The organism is Marinococcus halophilus (genome assembly GCF_002265875.1).
Lineage (GTDB): Bacteria > Bacillota > Bacilli > Bacillales > Marinococcaceae > Marinococcus > Marinococcus halophilus.
On the sequence record NZ_NPFA01000018.1, the window covers coordinates 1 to 16,393 of the forward strand.

Consider the following 16,393-nt stretch of genomic DNA (forward strand, 5'->3'; position numbering starts at 1 on the left):
CTCTAATTTCAAACGAATGACTTCGCGCTTTACTTCTTCCGGATAAAATCGATTGGTTCCCATCAAAAAAACACCTCCAGATCATCGTTAATACTACATACGACGTTGGGGGTGTTTTTTCCTGTCTCATATTATGGGGTCACTCTAATACGACGTTGGGGGTGTTTTTTCCTGTCTCATATTATGGGGTCACTCTAAAACTACGTGGAAGTTTTCATTTATGTCTGCATGACCGACTTATTATTTGTTGCAATGATTAAATCATACGTTTCTGCTTCCTCTTACTGCCATCCCGAGTGAAAAAAATATTGTCACTATCTATTAAAAGTGATGATGAATCCCCAAATATAAGGCATTGGCCGCTTCGTTCCGAAACGAGCTTGTCTTCATGCGCTCCGCTTCTCTACTATTAGTCACAAATCCTAATTCAACCAAGGCTGCTGGCATCGCCGTGTTTCGTAACACACTAAAATTGGCTGATTTGACCCCTCGATCATCGCTGTCGAATTCATCGACCATACTTTCTTGCAAATTAAAAGCCAACCGTTGCCCCTCGTCGCTGGTCGGGTAGTGATACGTTTCCGTTCCTTCTGCATAAGTGGATGATGCCGCATTGGCATGAACACTAACAAAAATGTCAGCATTATTACGGTTCGCTATTGCAGCACGCTCTTGTAGTTCGATGTAATCGTCCCCGTTTCGAGTCATAATGACGTCTGCTCCTGCTTGCTCCAATCGCTGCTTCGTTCGATAGGCGACATCATACACTAATTCCTTCTCATAGAGCCCATTCGCTGAAGCACCTGAGTCATTGTCTCCATGCCCCGCATCAAGCGCAATCGTTTTTCCTTCCACCGAAGCTTCCGTTTCATTCGCAAAAAAAAGCATTCCCAAAAAAAGCACGGCTAAAAGCATTCCTATGTATTTTTTCATGTCAATTTCCTCCTAAAAAGTGAAAGACAGGATGCATTTACTGTACTAAGCACGAAGCGCTGGTACAACCTCCCAAAGTTGCCCCGACGAACTGCCTTTAAACATAAGTATGACCTAAAGCAACATGCCATATACAAAAACCCTTAGGAGAAAAATACGTCACGGAAGGCACTTTCATCGAACGAGCCATCATTTTTCCTTGGCTGCTCGGACGCTGTTGAAACATGGCTTTATACATGATGGAGCTGAATGTTATAGGCATGGCTATCATGAAAGTCCCTCTTCTTTTTCTAAAATCATTGTTAATCATAGTTTTTTCTTTACATAATCGCGATTATTAGTAGTCTGTAAATAAAAAAGCAAAACCTCATTCATAGGCTTTGCTTTTTTAGGTATGTACTTAAGAAAGAACTCGATAATAAAAGATAAGAGTAACACCAGCTAAAGCATAGAAAAAACCGACGAGAAAAATAATAAAATTCTTTCTGAATTTATTTTCACGATTAACTAGCGCTAAATATAAACTTGCTAGAGCGAATACCGCATTATAGAGCATACTGGCATAGACACGGTCCAAATAGTCGGTCACACTTAACCAGGTAATAATCGTAACCGTTCCAAACACCCAATAGCTAAATAGAGAGGTGTACAAGATATCCCAAAATTTATTCATGTTTCAACCACGCACCTTTAACATAAAAAAGTCCAGGATTCCCCTGGACTTTTACTTTAACGAATAATGTTCCTAATGAAATCCATCCAAAATATTAAATTGGGAGGAAGAAGGTCACAGTTTTAGAAATACCACTTGCCGCCCATTTTGGAATGGGGGTCGTGTCTACAATCGCATTAGTCATTGCTTCTTCCACACTACTTACGATCCCTACATAGTGATCCATGACGTTTGCAATCCCCACCACCGATATAGCAGCTTTCCATGTCTTTTTCCGTTCGGAACCTACCGGTAACTTATCAATACCACTATTGATGTATCCATCTACTTTTTTTACATTATCTTTTAAGTATTTAGAGGCCTGCTTAATAGCGATCGAGCCTTTGCTTTGGATCGTGAAGTCTCCTTCGGATTCATTCGTGACAGAGTGTTCTTCCAATGGCTGTTATTGGTATCATTGATTTAGCAGAAAAAATATATTCTAACTGTACGATTTCAACCCTATCATCGTAGTGGATGCTGAACGTTTTCATTTTAGGAACGATTCGATTAAAGATATCGGTAACTGATGGTGTATTTGATCGTCGTTGTCACTATCTTCTAGAACATAAATTAAAATAGTATTCTACTTTTGTGTTTTTCATGGAACATGTATCTATTTCACAAGGTACTCCTGGTACCGTCTCTCTGTTCCCTAACTTGTTTTAGTTGATATTCAGACATGCTTGTCCCTCCCCTCTCTATTGCTTCTAATCTTATTTTTGGGCACAACTAACGTAAAGACACATATATCCGCATCAAGGAAACACCTAGCGTATCACGTAAAGTCTTGCTAGTACCTTGTGAACATAACGGTCCTTATCGGAAGTTACCTCTTAACCTAGAATGTTAAATTTAAGTTCTTACATTTTATATATTACGTAAATGTTTCAGTTTACGTAATATATAAAATATGCTAAAAACCTTAATAAAAATCTTCAAACTATGCTAGTTTATCAGTCATTTTTAGATATTTACTTTCCAACATATTATGAAAAGAGTTTTACCTATTTAATTGATTTTTCATTACACGAAGCTTTTTCATCTGATATTTTCCTTCATCATCTTTTATTATTTGTAGAAGTTTTTTCAATTTTCATATGCTGGTATGATTTTAAAAGAAATAATATGAATAAAGAATTTCAACTAGTAAAGATTCCATTGTCACATTTGCTCTCTCCTTCTTCGTCTTTTTACACGTTTTGATACATACGCAAAGCCTGGTCAAACCCAGGCTTTTTTCCTTTCAAAATACCTAGAAAATGATTTTGACATGTGCCATAATGAACAGATAGGTTATGGGCTGATTTTTAGTCTTAATTTCCTTTTTCATCTATTTCAAAAAGGAGTACATCGATATGGAATATCGGAATTATGGATACATACGCGTAAGCAGTAAAGATCAAAATGAAAGTCGGCAATTAGCTTCGATGCGAGAAGCTGGCATTGTTGAACGAGACATCTTTGTCGATCGGGCCAGTGGGAAAAATTTTCAGCGGGACCAGTATCAGCTGTTGAAACGGATTTTAAGAAAGGGAGATGTCCTGTACATTCATTCGCTGGATCGATTCGGCCGGAACAAGGAAGAGATTCTTCAAGAATGGAACGAGATCACGAAAACGATCCAGTGTGATATTGTGGTTCTGGATATGCCACTGCTGAACACGAAAGAGCAGGATGATACGATGAAAACGTTCATCGTCGACTTGGTGCTGCAGATTCTCTCGTGGATGGCGGAAGAAGAACGGACGCGGATCCGCACTCGTCAGCGCGAAGGGATCGATGCCGCTCAGGGCCAAGGGGTGAAGTTTGGCCGCCCAGAAACGCCGATCACGGAAGCGTTTGAAGAAGCTTATCGGGAATGGAAAGCAGGAGAGATTAAGGCCGTGGATGCCATGCGTCGATTAGAGTTATCGAATAGTACCTTTTACCGGTTAGTGAAACGATATGAAAATATAAGATGATTTAGTTTATAATTATAGTCCGTGAAATTATATGATGAAGAGGAGTAAAATAATGAAACCTAAAATCCAAGACGTGGCCAAAGCAGCCGGAGTTTCCCCGACAACGGTATCTCGCGTGCTCAACAACCGGGGATACATTAGCCAATCGACCAAAGATAAAGTATACCATGCCATGGAAATGATTAATTATATTCCGAACGATCTTGCACGCTCTCTATACAATCAAAAAACGAATTTGATAGGCGTTATTGTTCCCTCGACCAGCAATCCGTTTTATGGGGAACTCGTGGCTGAAATTGAACATGCCTGCAACACCAAGGGGTACAAAGTGCTGCTCTGTAATAGCCTGCACGAGGCCGATAAAGAGCAGGAATATTGGGATATGCTCCAGCGAAACCAAGTAGATGGCGTTATTGTCGTCACCTATAACCGGGGGGTAGTTCCTAAAAATCACTCTGCTCCAGCTGTAGCCATCGACCACTATATCTCTAGCCATATGCATGTCGTCAGCTCGGATAATTATAAGGGCGGAGAGGCAGCCACACAGGAATTATTAACCCAAGGGTGCCAGAAGCCTATACATATTAATGGACCTTTAACCCTGGATACCCCTGCTAATTTAAGACGGCAAGCTTATGAAGACGTGATGCGCAAAAATCATAAGGAACCCATGACCTACGAAATACCAGACGTGGCCTATTTGAATATCAATATGGAGACCATTAAAAGAATATTTCAAGACCACCCGGACGTTGACGGTATTTTTGCGAGTGATGATTTACTCGCTATTAAAGTCATGCAATATGCAACCAGCCTTGGCTACAGTATTCCTAACGACTTAAAAGTCGTGGGGTATGACGGCACGGACCTCATTCAAACCATTTATCCAGAGTTAACTACGATTGTTCAACCGATTGCTGCCCTCGCAGAAACTGCCCTTACTGTACTGGAAAAACAAATGCAGCATGAAAACCAACCAGAAAAAGAAAACGTGCTTCCTATCCAGGTTAAAGAAGGCCATACCACGTAAGCCTTCTACCAGTGAACGTCTTCACTGGTTTTTTTATTTTTTATGTCAACCGGTTGACATATCATGAAAAATATTAGATGATGCTAATAATCATTATCTTGTTATCGCTTTCAAAAAAGAAATTAACTCAGAAAGGATGGTTATTGTATGTACTATCAAGAACCGTTCCGCCAGCAATTGCACTACTCCCCAAGAGAGAACTGGATGAATGACCCTAACGGTTTAGTCTATTTCGAGGGAGAATATCATTTATTTTATCAATACAACCCGTACGGAAACGATCACGCCCATATGCATTGGGGTCATGCGGTCAGCCAGGATCTTACTCATTGGAAAGAACTACCTGTCGCATTGGAGCCGGACGAACTCGGCACTATTTTTTCCGGAGGTGCCGTCGTTGATAAGGGGAACAGCAGTGGGTTGTTTCAACAAGAAGCTGGAGGAATGGTAGCCATCTATACGCAGGATGGTGCTACTCAACAGCAAAGCATCGCCTATAGCGAGGATCACGGACGTACATGGACAAAATACAAACATAACCCTGTGATTGAAAATCAAACCATCAAGGACTTTCGGGATCCCAAAGTGTTTTGGCATGAAGAGACCCAAAAGTGGATAATGTCCTTGGCATGCGGCGATCACATTCAATTCTATCGTTCTCCCAATCTCATTGACTGGACGTACCAATCTTCCTTTGGCCAAGAGTATGGTTCCCACGCGGGCGTATGGGAATGCCCGGACCTTTTTTCTTTAACCGTGGAATCGACTGCCACGCAACAATGGGTCCTTATCGTGAGCATTAACGACGGGGGCCCTAACGGCGGCTCTGCCGTCCAATATTTCACCGGCGATTTTGATGGGGTCCAATTTCACGCGAATGAAACACCAACGGAGGCCATCAAATGGGCAGACGAAGGCACCGATTTTTACGCTGCTGTTTCATGGGAAAACACCGCATCCAGATACTGGATCGGATGGATGAACAACTGGCAGTACGCAGGGAAGGTTCCCGTTTCTCCTTGGCGCAGTTCGATGAGCATAGTCCGTCGGCTCTCGCTTCAACAGGTGAACGACACCTACGTATTAAAACAGACTCCTACTTTACCTGATGATTTATGGGACGAACAGACCCAAACGGACAAGAGCCAGAGGCTGGTGCCAACCAACGATATTGCCGCTTTCGATATAAGCCCGCTCTCGGACATTCAATTGACCGTGGGAGAAAAGAATAGCAGTACTGGTTGGGGGATATATTTCATTAGTGACTTGGAAGAGAGATTTACCGTGGAGTTTGATGAATCCAAGCATACCTACACGGTGCACCGGACGGAGGGCATGACCGACTTTTCCCCTCACTTCCCAGGCGAGCACACCGGTTCCCTGCACCGATGGAAGGTCGAAAAAGTTCATTGTCTGCTCGATCATGCATCCATCGAATTGTTTATCAATGACGGCCTGAGTGTTTCGACGACCTTACTCTTTCCAAAGGGCTCACTCTCTCGTTTGGAAGTCTTCTGCAAAGACCAACCACTTGTGTTAGACAACGTAAATATTACCGATCGTGTGTCCATATGGAATGATCAGCACACGCCGGTAAACTAACAGCAATTACCTTCAAGGGAAAAAGATCTATTCTTTCTTCCATCTCATCTAAAGGAGTGTGCAACGCATGAATACGTTCCAAAACAGCAAGTATTGGTTTTCATCAGGGTATTTGTTTCTATTTTTCGTGACCTGGTCGATCTGGTGGTCCTTTTATGCGATATGGCTCAACAATTCGTTGGGCCTATCCGGTGCTCAGGTTGGCAATATCTATTCGTTTAATTCATTTTTTGCCCTTCTGTTTATGATTGGCTATGGGCTGCTTCAGGACAAACTAGGAATCAAAAAAAACCTCGTTTGGTTCCAGAGTATATTGTTGGTCGGCATCGCTCCCTTTGTCATCTATGTTTATGAACCGTTACTATTATCATCATTTTACCTGGGAGCTGCATTAGGGGCCATTTATCTAGGCGCTGGATTTGTGGCAGGGGCCGGATTTTTAGAATCTTATACCGAAAAATTGAGCCGGAAATACGATTTTGAGTTCGGAAAATCCCGCATGTGGGGCTCATTAGGCTATGCGGTCGCTGCGCTTGGAGCCGGTGCCCTCATGAGCATCAATCCTCATATCAATTTTTGGCTGGCTTCGGCAGCTGGAGTGTTATTTTTAGCATTGAATTTTTTCTTCAAAGTCGACATTTCGACCAAGGAACAAAAACAGACCACAAATATTTCAAAGAAAGATCTTCGGTTTCTATTTACCAATAAAGTCTTTTGGTTCTTGTTAATTTATTTGTTTGGAACCGTTTGCATTTATACCGTGTACGATCAGCAGTTGTTTCCGGTGTACTTTGTGGAGCTGTTTGCAAGTCAAGAGCAGGGAAACACCATTTACGGATTTTTGAATTCGGCCCAGGTCTTTGTCGAAGCTATGTTCCTCTTTTTAGCTCCCTTTATTGTTAACAAAATAGGGATCAAACGATCTCTCGTTCTAGCCGGAAGTATTATGGCCTTTCGTATTCTTGGCTCGGCTACCGTTACCAGTGGCGTTGGGATTTCGTTCATGAAGATGCTTCATGCCGTCGAACTTCCGTTGTTGCTGATCGCGGTGTTTAAGTATATTACCGCCAATTTTGACGTACGACTTTCCGCTACCGTCTATTTGGTCGGCTTTAAGGTCTCCAGCGAATTAGGCGTCATTCTATTTTCCGGGCTCGTGGGCTACGTCTATGATTTAACGAGTTATGAAACGACCTTCTACATTCTTGGGTCGGTGGTCACTGTCTTCGTCCTCTTTTCGTTTATCACGCTTAACAATGACAACCAGGAGCCTCAACGGATGGAAACGTATGAAACGGTTCCAGATAAAACTTAATCTATACAAATTATTGCTTTTACGAACAAGAGATCCATTCCTGTGTAATTATTTCTAAGATGTAATAAAAAAAGAGATACTCCTTAAATTTGATATAAGGGCATCTCTTTTTTTATTGATAACAACCAACCTATTATAACGATACTTTATCATTTGTATTAGGGAGCGCATCCCCAATAAAAAAATCGTGTTTAATATCTGAACAAAATCCCATGATTCATAAGTCTTCGACATTGATCGTTCCTCTGGCTAATTGCCTGTCGATGTCGGTCGATGCCGCCATCGTTTCTATGGTGTCTGATTCATCCGCTTGTTCAATTCGTTGATGCATGTTCTCAATCCAATACATCCCTCTTTTCGCATCGATGCCCATCATGGAGTAGGGTTCTTGCATCAGCGTATGAACGTTAAAATACGTCCAATCAATCTCGTCATATTGGGTAATCATGAGAATTCTTGCATCATCTAAATCTAGCGTTGTTTTTGTATTTAACGCATGCTGAATGCGATCAATGATAATATCTTCAATGCCTATAATGTTGATCGTAAACCCTTCATAAGAAAGGTTTACGATTTTCTCTGGATCGCCTGTTAATGTGGTGGAGGGGACTTCAATTGATACATTCAGTTCATCATGATAAAAGTCTTTGCCATAGGATCGAAACCCCAATTGGTCTAACACCCGGCTAATTTGATGATGATTAGGGGCGACGAAATCGATATCTCTTGTGGTGTATTGCTCTCTAGAATAAAGTTCTACAGATAAACCTCCGACAACGATGGGCTGGATACCTTCTTCTTCTAAGTGCTTGGTGATCACGCCTGCCATTTTCATCATCGTATCGAATTTATTTGTCGGATCCAACTGAGCAAGATACAAACGGGACTCCTGGATCGATGAGGGGGTGGCCATTACTTGTACCCTCTCTTGGCAAACCGTTGTAATAACTCTTGTTCGGTTTGCGTCCGTTCCCTTGTCCGTTCATTCGTCCACCCAGGCATCTCGGTGGAACCTCGTTGTTTGTTTTCTTTGATGGCCGTAATCATCGATTGGCGCTTTTCAATATTCGCATTAATTTGTTCGATCGTCATGTTTCGCATTAGATTTCCCCCTCTCAAGGGCATAGTTCTTGATATTCATTTTATCATAAGCAACAACACAAAGGTATCGAAGCAGCTTTACTCCCCTTATGATGGGCGATGGAAAACAAGGCATAAAGCACCGAAAATGCTCATGCGTTGGGAAAAGGACTCCTATATTTTGACGACTCTCCAATGATGAAGGTAATAGAAAGCACTTGGCTTACCGTCATTAACGTACTTATACTTGGCATCGTTGATCCCGATTCTATGCGTCGAATCGTAGATACCGACATTCCCATTTGTTCAGCTAGTGCTTGTTGCGTCCACCCCTCGGCTTTGCGCGCCTGTTTGATTTGAACGGCTAGGCGTCCTCGCGTTTTCGCCTCCAGCATCTTTTGTTCGCCAAAGAGATCTACATGCCGTTGTTCTGCTTCATGGCGTGCCATCGCTGCATCACGCTCCATTGTTAGGTTTCTTTCTTTATACCGTAGCATGGCTTGTCATGAGAAGTCATCGACATTTTTATGGAATTATTATCGGAGAATAGCCTGCATAGGTTCAAGGGGTCTTAAAGACTCTTATCTTGTAGGGGGCTATTAGAGGAACTTTTAGACGGAATCCCCCATTTTTGCATCGAAAAAATGGGAAGTTTAGGTCGTCGTCTAGAAGTTAAGAGTTTTAGATGATTTTAAAACTTAATGAACTTCTAATAAGTATCAACATACTAGATTGGAAAAATTTTTACGTATTCTATTTAACTTGCCTTATTCTTCTATCATGTTAAAAGGATTATTAAAATATTCTAAGAAAGCGGCCGATTATGTTACTTTCTATCATCTTAAATGTTAATTTATGTAATATATTCAAGAAAACCCCAAAAAGAGATGCTTAGCCATGTTTTCATGGAAAAAGAAGTTCATCATTATTTCTTCTGCTAGTGCTATAACACTTTCTAGTGTAGCAGCTTACCTGAGTAGCACTCTTGCTTCTGGTCAAGAGACGCCAAATACGCATAGTTCCGAAGAACAAAGCGCTGGAGCATTAACACAGGAAGAAAAAGAAGCAATTGACACTATATATGAACAAGAATTTGATACCGATCAAGACGAGGTAGTAAAAGGGAAAGCTACCATTACTCTTAAAGCAGCTAAAAAAGCGATTGAAAGTAATAAAACGAAAATCGATAACGCTATTGATACCGCGATTGACAAAACACCAGGCCTTTCTAAATCAAAGAAATCTCAGTATAAGAAAGCTATAACAGCTGCCGGTATAGCAAAATATTTAGGCAGTGTCACAGGTACCTTTGATAGTGCCCAAGCTGCTACAGAACATTACTTAATGAACCAAGGAGTTCCAGGTTGGGTAGCCAAACCAGTTGTTCGAACGATCTTTTTCATTATTACTTAAGCTATTAATTTGGCGATAGAAATACTTAATGCCCCCACAATTATTAAGGCCAGCAACACCAAATAAAGTACTTTTTCTATACGATATTCAACATCTTTCAAGCTAGAGGCATAGCTCCATATAAGCACAAGATCAATAACAAGAACGACGAAAAAGTTTTTCCAACTGTTTCCCATCAACTCTGGGCTGAATGCAAAAATAATGTTCGACAAAAATACGGGGATGAAGATTAAAAGAATGAAGGCTAACAATGCTCCCGAGAGGTGCTCATTCTGTTTTTCTTGCTTATCCATCATACGTCTCCTTATCCAGTTTGTTTTTTTGCTTATTTTATAACTGTTACTGGAAAATGATAACAAACAATAGCTACAGATGTATTATTTTATCCAATTTTTAACAATAGAAAACCATTAGAAAGTAAAGCCTTTATAACTAGGCTTTGCTTTTTTGTATGAAAACTACTGATAATCGTCATTATGGTAACTAACCTGAGAAATAAGCCGGAACCCTCGAATTAAAAACAGTCAATATATTATTTAAACCAAATAGATATTTTTAACTCGTAAAATTATTCGTGTTCACTTTCAATCCAGCATGCTCCGCATAGTTTCTTCTCCGAAGGAGATAGCGCTCTGTGGTTCTTATCGACGCATGCCCCAGCATGTCCCGTACTGAAGCAAGGTCAGCTCCATGCTCTAACATATAATAGGTCGTATAATGACGACACGTATGTGGTGTAATAGGATCTCGACGGTGCTGGACAAATGGAAATGGCGCTGAGGCCATGAACTTGCTGAAACGATCCCCTAAGTAGTTTACATGATAATGCCCCCCATTTTTCTTTGGTAAGAACGCAGAATCTCCTGTAAAAGACTCTGTGACCATTCCCCGGTCTTTCCGGAAGTCTTGGAGGATACTCAACACATCGGCGAAAAGAAAAATAGGTCGCTCCTTTTCTCCCTTCCCCGTAATGTGTAGAAAAAAAGCCCCTTCTGGCGAACGCCATTCTAGATCGCGCCACTTGGCATTTGCCAACTCTTCAATCCGCATGCCTGTGCTCGTTAAAACGACTAACAAAGTATAAGCAAACGAATCTTGCTGTTTAAAATAAGAAAGTAATTGCTGAACTTCGTGCTCATGAAGATCCCGGTCCACTAGTTCTTCTCTCGGTTGAGCAACGGGTGCCATTTTCGTCGTTAAATCGGTTTCCAACATATCTTCCTGTAAGAGAAATCGCAGGAACTGTTTAATGACCGTACTATGACGTGCCAACGTGCTCGCCTTATATCCCTTCTCTCGCTCGAGATATAGCTGATACGCATAAATACGTTGAGCAGAAATTTCCCTTAATCCTCCGAACTCTTGTACATAAGTAAGGAATGGGACAAGCGTTTCTACATATTTGCGCTTTGTTCGTTCGCTTCGCTGTTTACGCAGCGTATTGTTTTTATGTAAATAGATGTACATTAAAAATTCATCGGGTATCTGTTCCCACTCGACTCCTTCAAATCCCTGCGCGGAAATATCCATATATAATTCGCTATTGAGAAACGAATGAGATTCTTCTAATGAGAGGGTTTGTGTTTGATTTGTTGGTAATACGAGGTTGTTCACTCTAGCTCTCCCTTCTTATTAACCTTCTTTTAAAAACCTAAGGAAATTGAAGCTTTCTTTAGCCTTTATTTTATCATGCTTAGATGATGTATAGTTGGTTAAAAATACAAATATTAATAAGTTAAACAATTACTTTTATGTAAACGTAATTGTTTATATATTCAATAAGGACATTTTGAAACCTTTCATAACATCCGCCACACTTTTGATACGTACTAGAAAGCTTCAACAGGGTTTTGAAAGAAGTACTAATAGTTTTTGGCCTGTGTATCAATTGTTTTATAAAAGTCGTTTTTAAAAACTAAAAATTTCCATATTTGTTCAAACAAAAATAGATTGGGAAGCTCATAGACAAATTGTACATTTAATTGTACAATAAAGAAGAAGGAGCTGATAACGATGACCGTCATGAATTACTCCAACGCGCGAAAGAACTTTAAGGGGTTAATTGATAAAGTCAACGACGACAACGAAGCCGTTATCATCACGACTAAAGAACGAAACGCTGTCCTTATCTCGGAAGACGAATACAATCAATATCTTGAAACCATCTATCTGTTAAACAACCCGAGCAATGCCAAGCACCTATCGGAATCTATCAATCAATTGAACCAGGAAGAAACCACGACCGTAGATATCGATGAGTAAATTGAACGTCTTATTCACTCACAATGCGTTTCAAGATTATCAGTATTGGCAAACCAAGGACAAAAAAATGCTCAAACGCATTAATCAATTAATTAAAAGCATTGAACGAGACGGGGCGTTAGACGGCGTTGGGAAGCCAGAGAAATTAAAAGGAAATTTAGCCGGCTTTTACAGTCGTCGCATCGATATCGAGCATCGACTGGTGTATACCGTGGATGAAACACAAATCAGTATCGTTGCTTGCAGATACCATTATTAGATTAAACACATAAAAAAACTTTCTTATAATTAGTAAAAGAGAGAGGCTTGCTGGTCCCTTCCAGGAAGCTTTTTTGCGTGACCAGAAAAACCCTCTCAAAAAGCTTACTTTTTGAGAGGGTGGCAGAATTAATTTATTATTTGTCCCGCTATCGCAAGAGTTATTTGTTGTTTTTTTAATTATGGTACTTGAAATTTTCTAATCAAAGAACACTAATCCACCTTTTTCCCCCGCGGTTGACCATTGGATAAAGATAGGATAAAAGAATCCAAATCTACCTGATTTATTCCTTGGAAGTAGAGGGTAAAAAACCATGGTTTTCCCCTGAGGAATTTTTGTGTTGGGGCATCGGCTAGCCGTGCTTTTATGTTTTTAAAAATGATCCGGAACCACCTCCGAAGCATTATTTTCTTTATTTTAAAATATATCAAGAAATAGTGAAGGGGTTGAAGTTGGTATTAGTGTCCACCTTCAACCCATTAGCCGTTTTATAAAATGTTCATCAAAACGAATCCGCCAATACCCGCCAGGATCCCGTATAAGAGCGCCGGTCCCAAGGTTTTTCGGATAACATTCCCTTCCTCTCCCTGCATTCCTACAACAGCACTTGCAGCAACCACGTTATGCACACAAATCATATTTCCCGCGCCGGCTCCCACCAGTTGAGCAGCAAGCACCACGTGGACATTCGCGCCCGTGGCCTCTGCGATATTGTACTGAATTGGGGAGAAGGTAAGCGTTGAAACGGTGGCGCTTCCGGTAATAAAAGACCCCAATTCCCCGAGGAACGGGGCGGCAAAGATCCACATTGGGCCGAAGGCGGCTGCCATCCCCTGCGCAATGTACTCCGGCATGCTCATCAAATCGCTCGCATTCATCCCGGAATTACTAAACACATGAACCATGGCAAGCGTGGCCGCAAGAGTCACAGCGGTAATTTTAATCGTAGCCAACGACTGCGTGGCTGCCCGCCCAAAGTGGCCCAGCCGTTTTCGTTGAACGACGACGGCCAAGATAGCCGCGACCGTGAGGACTGTGCCGGGAGAATAAAGCAGTTCCCATTCCGACGTGACCCCTTCCACCCCCAAAATATTCGTCCAGGTTAAATCAATGGCGGTCTGGGTGAATTTCTGAAACCAAGGAACAATACGGGTGAGAAGCAATAAGAGAACAACAATGATATACGGAAGCCACGCCCGGATTAATCCCATCTCGGATCGTTCGTGACTTATCTTGAAATCCTCCTGCATAGCATCGGTCCATGTGGACGTTGGGAGCAACCATCCTTTTTTAGCAGTCACCGCGGCCACCACCAGTCCCGTTAACGAACCAAGAATCGCTACAAACTCCGGGCCAAACAAATATGCATATACTAATGCGGATCCGTTATACGTGATCCCAATAAGCAGGGTCCAGGGAAGCATCACCATAGCGTCCTTGATACCCTTTCCTTTACCAAAGAACAACGTCAGAACGAGCATTAGGATAAAAGGAATGAACATGCCCGCGAATAAATCAATGAGGGTGACCGTAAAACCGACATCCTGATAAAAGGCAGCATCCGCTTCGGGCAAAGTGCTTAAGCCGACCAACACGGGCGTTCCTACCGCTCCGAAGGCGACGGCAGTACTGTCAGCAATGAGCGCTGTCGCCACCGCCGCCAAGGGCTTAAAACCTAGCGCGAGCATTAACGGCGCCGTCACCATCGCCGGGGTACCAAACCCTGCCGCCCCTTCAATTAACGATCCGAACAAAAAGGCGACAAAGATCAATTGGACCCTCATATCCTGAGAAATACTCTGGAACCCCTGATTAATGCGATTCACTGCCCCCGTGTTCCTGAGGGTATTCAAAAGAACCAGAGCTCCAAACAAAATGAATAAAATGGTCAAGGTTTTATGTACACCCTGGAGGATCGACGAAGCAATCACTTGGCTTTCCATTCCCCACACGGTGATCGCTAATAGAATGACAACAACGGCACTGATAGACATCCCTTTAATTGCCGGCATTCGCAGCAGGACCAACAACAGAAATGGTACAATCACAGCGCTTAAGGCCACGATCATTAACATTTGATTTCCTCCTCTTTGATATCATGATGCTTTCGCTCTTACCGCTCATCAAGGATAGGGGTAATATGGTCATCAGATGACCATATTCCATATCGTAATCGCTTACATTCATATTTGCAATATGTTTTGTGACCAAAAGATGCTTTTTCTAGTTCTTTGTTCAAAAACAGCTTGATAATTGAAAGCGGTTTCTACTGATGATACAATGAATTCATGCTCCTCATCTGATGACCATATCTATAGAAAATAAAATAGTTATCGTTTTTATGCTTTGCCTAAAGCAGGGCAGCGAGACCAACGCTGACGCACAAACGATCAAGAACGTAGAGCGATCCCAGCATCCACGAGAGGAGAAGCCATTAATGCCTATCGAACGTATTGAAACGAAAAAAATCGCTGAAGTAGTTCGAGAAAAAATTGAAGACATGATCAAACGTGGAGAAATACAACCCGGGGACAAACTGGCTTCCGTCATTGCGCTTTCGGAACAGTTCGAGGTCAGCCGCTCCGCCGTTCGGGAAGCGTTAAGTGCATTGCAAGCCGTCGACATTGTCACGATTCGCCAGGGGGAAGGCACTTTTGTGAACCAATACGATGCTTCCACCATCACAGAAATGATGAACAGCCCTGCCCTTCTTTCGACGCAAACCATGAAAGAACTGTTTGAAGTCCGTCATGTGCTGGAGAAAGGAGCTGCCGAACTGGCTGCACTTCGACGGACAGACGGTCACCTGGAACAGATGCGGGACGCGCTGGAACAAATGACACAGGCGTCCAACGGTTCGGGGGATCTCGGCGAACAGGGTGATGTTCGTTTCCATCTAACCATTGCCGAAGCCTCCGGAAATCACCTCCTCCAACAAATGATGAGTCGGCTTTCCGATACCTTGCAAAAAACCATGTATGAAACCAGAAAAGTATGGTTGTTTTTCGAACAACGATCCTCTCAAAACCTGATTGACGAACATCAACAAATCTTTTATGCCATCGAAAACCACCAAAACGAATCGGCTGCTGAGGCCATGAGCAGACACCTCATCAATGTGGAGCATGTGCTGTCTCAAGGGATGAAACATCGAAACATGTAGACAATCTACCATGCGTTTCTGCCTTCCTTGCTTCGGTTCAGCGGAAAGCCAATCACAATCATTAAAAGAGGGATTAGGTCTGCCAATCCTTCGCAAGATAAACATCTGCAAAATCAGCGTCACAGACGCATGACAGGTTTATTTTCTGTATAAACTCAACTTGTTGCATCATCTAAAGGAGGAAGACGATGCGTAGTCATGACACAACGACCGACATTATTCTGATCGGCGCCGGTATCGTAAGTGCGACGCTCGCCACGCTTTTGAATAAATTGGCGCCGGAGTGGCGCATTACTATTTTTGAGAAGCTCGATTCCGCCGGGCAGGAGAGCTCGAATGAATGGAACAACGCCGGTACCGGTCACGCGGCGCTCTGTGAGCTGAACTATACGCCCGAGCAGCCGGACGGCTCTTTGAAGACCGGCCGGGGGGTTGAAATTAATGCACAGTTTCAGATTTCACGACAGCTCTGGGCGCATCTGGTGGACCAGGGCGATCTTCAGAACCCGGAGGAGTTTATCCGTCCCCTTCCTCACATCAGCTTTGTGTACGGGCAGGATCACGTAAATTTTCTGAAGAAACGGTTCGAGGCCCTCGACGGCCATCCCCAGTTTCAGGGCATGGAATTTTCCGAGGATCCCGAGCAAATCAGGCAGGCCC

At 42.4% G+C, this 16,393-nt stretch carries 18 protein-coding genes and 1 pseudogene; 9 read left to right on the forward strand and 10 right to left on the reverse strand.

Features of this window, described 5'->3' with window-relative positions; translation table 11 throughout:
- Nucleotides 1-321: 321 nt before the first annotated feature.
- The 4 genes from CHL76_RS14260 to CHL76_RS14270 all read right to left on the reverse strand — a co-directional run bounded on the left by CHL76_RS14260 (nucleotide 322) and on the right by CHL76_RS14270 (nucleotide 2,045).
- Nucleotides 322-933 (reverse strand): N-acetylmuramoyl-L-alanine amidase family protein, encoded by a 612-nt coding sequence (locus CHL76_RS14260; protein WP_094908893.1) that lies wholly within the window; start codon nucleotides 931-933, stop codon nucleotides 322-324.
- A 97-nt stretch (nucleotides 934-1,030) separates the two neighbouring features.
- Entirely contained in the window at nucleotides 1,031-1,204 is a 174-nt protein-coding gene (locus CHL76_RS17135; protein WP_158219191.1) for a hypothetical protein, read from the reverse strand.
- Between the two features lie 129 nt (nucleotides 1,205-1,333).
- Complete coding sequence (locus CHL76_RS14265) at nucleotides 1,334-1,606, reverse strand: hypothetical protein (RefSeq protein WP_079474015.1); 273 nt, start codon at nucleotides 1,604-1,606, stop codon at nucleotides 1,334-1,336.
- 94 nt (nucleotides 1,607-1,700) lie between these two features.
- The gene (locus CHL76_RS14270; RefSeq protein ID WP_094908894.1) at nucleotides 1,701-2,045 is read right to left on the reverse strand and encodes a hypothetical protein; all 345 of its coding nucleotides are present in this window, start codon (nucleotides 2,043-2,045) and stop codon (nucleotides 1,701-1,703) included.
- Nucleotides 2,046-3,003: 958 nt separating this feature from the next.
- On the opposite strand from CHL76_RS14270, the gene CHL76_RS14275 reads away from it, so the two are divergent.
- From CHL76_RS14275 to CHL76_RS14290, 4 genes are all read left to right on the forward strand, one after another.
- The gene (locus CHL76_RS14275) at nucleotides 3,004-3,609 is read left to right on the forward strand and encodes a recombinase family protein (protein ID WP_094908895.1); all 606 of its coding nucleotides are present in this window, start codon (nucleotides 3,004-3,006) and stop codon (nucleotides 3,607-3,609) included.
- A gap of 52 nt (nucleotides 3,610-3,661) precedes the next feature.
- Entirely contained in the window at nucleotides 3,662-4,639 is a 978-nt protein-coding gene (locus tag CHL76_RS14280; protein ID WP_094908896.1) for a LacI family DNA-binding transcriptional regulator, read from the forward strand.
- 177 nt (nucleotides 4,640-4,816) lie between these two features.
- Nucleotides 4,817-6,241 (forward strand): glycoside hydrolase family 32 protein, encoded by a 1,425-nt coding sequence (locus CHL76_RS14285; RefSeq protein WP_158219192.1) that lies wholly within the window; start codon nucleotides 4,817-4,819, stop codon nucleotides 6,239-6,241.
- Nucleotides 6,242-6,308: 67 nt separating this feature from the next.
- Complete coding sequence (locus CHL76_RS14290) at nucleotides 6,309-7,556, forward strand: MFS transporter (protein ID WP_094908898.1); 1,248 nt, start codon at nucleotides 6,309-6,311, stop codon at nucleotides 7,554-7,556.
- A gap of 217 nt (nucleotides 7,557-7,773) precedes the next feature.
- Here the strand turns inward: CHL76_RS14290 and CHL76_RS14295 are convergent, their stop codons facing one another.
- From CHL76_RS14295 to CHL76_RS14305, 3 genes are all read right to left on the reverse strand, one after another.
- Nucleotides 7,774-8,469: a nucleotidyltransferase gene (locus CHL76_RS14295; protein WP_094908899.1), complete on the reverse strand. Its 696-nt coding sequence runs from the start codon at nucleotides 8,467-8,469 to the stop codon at nucleotides 7,774-7,776.
- Nucleotides 8,469-8,657, reverse strand: coding sequence for a hypothetical protein (locus tag CHL76_RS14300; RefSeq protein ID WP_094908900.1), 189 nt, complete (start codon nucleotides 8,655-8,657; stop codon nucleotides 8,469-8,471). The genes CHL76_RS14295 and CHL76_RS14300 overlap by 1 nt, the downstream gene beginning before the upstream one ends.
- 131 nt (nucleotides 8,658-8,788) lie before the next feature.
- Nucleotides 8,789-9,103: a helix-turn-helix domain-containing protein gene (locus tag CHL76_RS14305; RefSeq protein WP_158219193.1), complete on the reverse strand. Its 315-nt coding sequence runs from the start codon at nucleotides 9,101-9,103 to the stop codon at nucleotides 8,789-8,791.
- A gap of 430 nt (nucleotides 9,104-9,533) precedes the next feature.
- Here CHL76_RS14305 and CHL76_RS14310 point away from each other — a divergent pair, with 430 nt between their 5' ends.
- Complete coding sequence (locus CHL76_RS14310; protein WP_094908902.1) at nucleotides 9,534-10,049, forward strand: hypothetical protein; 516 nt, start codon at nucleotides 9,534-9,536, stop codon at nucleotides 10,047-10,049.
- Here the strand turns inward: CHL76_RS14310 and CHL76_RS14315 are convergent.
- The gene (locus CHL76_RS14315) at nucleotides 10,046-10,342 is read right to left on the reverse strand and encodes a hypothetical protein (protein ID WP_094908903.1); all 297 of its coding nucleotides are present in this window, start codon (nucleotides 10,340-10,342) and stop codon (nucleotides 10,046-10,048) included. The genes CHL76_RS14310 and CHL76_RS14315 overlap by 4 nt on opposite strands.
- Before the next feature lie 262 nt (nucleotides 10,343-10,604).
- Nucleotides 10,605-11,663 carry a tyrosine-type recombinase/integrase gene (locus CHL76_RS14320; protein WP_094908904.1) on the reverse strand — a complete coding sequence of 353 codons (1,059 nt, stop codon included), beginning with the start codon at nucleotides 11,661-11,663 and terminating at the stop codon, nucleotides 10,605-10,607.
- A gap of 399 nt (nucleotides 11,664-12,062) precedes the next feature.
- Here CHL76_RS14320 and CHL76_RS14325 point away from each other — a divergent pair, with 399 nt between their 5' ends.
- A complete protein-coding gene (locus CHL76_RS14325) occupies nucleotides 12,063-12,311 on the forward strand; it encodes a type II toxin-antitoxin system Phd/YefM family antitoxin (protein WP_094908905.1) in 249 nt (82 codons plus the stop codon).
- On the forward strand, nucleotides 12,304-12,570 hold the full coding sequence (locus CHL76_RS14330) for a Txe/YoeB family addiction module toxin (RefSeq protein ID WP_094908906.1): 267 nt from the start codon (nucleotides 12,304-12,306) through the stop codon (nucleotides 12,568-12,570). Before CHL76_RS14325 ends, CHL76_RS14330 begins: the two co-directional genes overlap by 8 nt.
- A gap of 488 nt (nucleotides 12,571-13,058) precedes the next feature.
- Here the strand turns inward: CHL76_RS14330 and CHL76_RS14340 are convergent, their stop codons facing one another.
- Nucleotides 13,059-14,645 carry an L-lactate permease gene (locus tag CHL76_RS14340; RefSeq protein ID WP_094908908.1) on the reverse strand — a complete coding sequence of 529 codons (1,587 nt, stop codon included), beginning with the start codon at nucleotides 14,643-14,645 and terminating at the stop codon, nucleotides 13,059-13,061.
- Between the two features lie 227 nt (nucleotides 14,646-14,872).
- On the opposite strand from CHL76_RS14340, the gene CHL76_RS14345 reads away from it, so the two are divergent.
- A complete protein-coding gene (locus CHL76_RS14345; protein WP_233133455.1) occupies nucleotides 14,873-15,733 on the forward strand; it encodes a FadR/GntR family transcriptional regulator in 861 nt (286 codons plus the stop codon).
- Nucleotides 15,734-15,921: 188 nt separating this feature from the next.
- Nucleotides 15,922-16,389 (forward strand): annotated as a pseudogene (locus CHL76_RS14350) (malate:quinone oxidoreductase); the annotation flags it as partial.
- Between the last annotated feature and the right edge of the window lie 4 nt (nucleotides 16,390-16,393).

Bases quoted from the DNA above. Each gene is read 5' to 3' on its own strand.
- CHL76_RS14260 (WP_094908893.1), bottom strand. From the start codon at position 933: ATGAAAAAATACATAGGAATGCTTTTAGCCGTGCTTTTTTTGGGAATG.
- CHL76_RS17135 (WP_158219191.1), bottom strand. From the start codon at position 1,204: ATGATAGCCATGCCTATAACATTCAGCTCCATCATGTATAAAGCCATG.
- CHL76_RS14265 (WP_079474015.1), bottom strand. From the start codon at position 1,606: ATGAATAAATTTTGGGATATCTTGTACACCTCTCTATTTAGCTATTGG.
- CHL76_RS14275 (WP_094908895.1), top strand. From the start codon at position 3,004: ATGGAATATCGGAATTATGGATACATACGCGTAAGCAGTAAAGATCAA.
- CHL76_RS14280 (WP_094908896.1), top strand. From the start codon at position 3,662: ATGAAACCTAAAATCCAAGACGTGGCCAAAGCAGCCGGAGTTTCCCCG.
- CHL76_RS14290 (WP_094908898.1), top strand. From the start codon at position 6,309: ATGAATACGTTCCAAAACAGCAAGTATTGGTTTTCATCAGGGTATTTG.
- CHL76_RS14295 (WP_094908899.1), bottom strand. From the start codon at position 8,469: ATGGCCACCCCCTCATCGATCCAGGAGTCCCGTTTGTATCTTGCTCAG.
- CHL76_RS14300 (WP_094908900.1), bottom strand. From the start codon at position 8,657: ATGCGAAACATGACGATCGAACAAATTAATGCGAATATTGAAAAGCGC.
- CHL76_RS14305 (WP_158219193.1), bottom strand. From the start codon at position 9,103: ATGGAGCGTGATGCAGCGATGGCACGCCATGAAGCAGAACAACGGCAT.
- CHL76_RS14310 (WP_094908902.1), top strand. From the start codon at position 9,534: ATGTTTTCATGGAAAAAGAAGTTCATCATTATTTCTTCTGCTAGTGCT.
- CHL76_RS14315 (WP_094908903.1), bottom strand. From the start codon at position 10,342: ATGGATAAGCAAGAAAAACAGAATGAGCACCTCTCGGGAGCATTGTTA.
- CHL76_RS14325 (WP_094908905.1), top strand. From the start codon at position 12,063: ATGACCGTCATGAATTACTCCAACGCGCGAAAGAACTTTAAGGGGTTA.
- CHL76_RS14330 (WP_094908906.1), top strand. From the start codon at position 12,304: ATGAGTAAATTGAACGTCTTATTCACTCACAATGCGTTTCAAGATTAT.
- CHL76_RS14340 (WP_094908908.1), bottom strand. From the start codon at position 14,645: ATGTTAATGATCGTGGCCTTAAGCGCTGTGATTGTACCATTTCTGTTG.
- CHL76_RS14345 (WP_233133455.1), top strand. From the start codon at position 14,873: ATGACCATATCTATAGAAAATAAAATAGTTATCGTTTTTATGCTTTGC.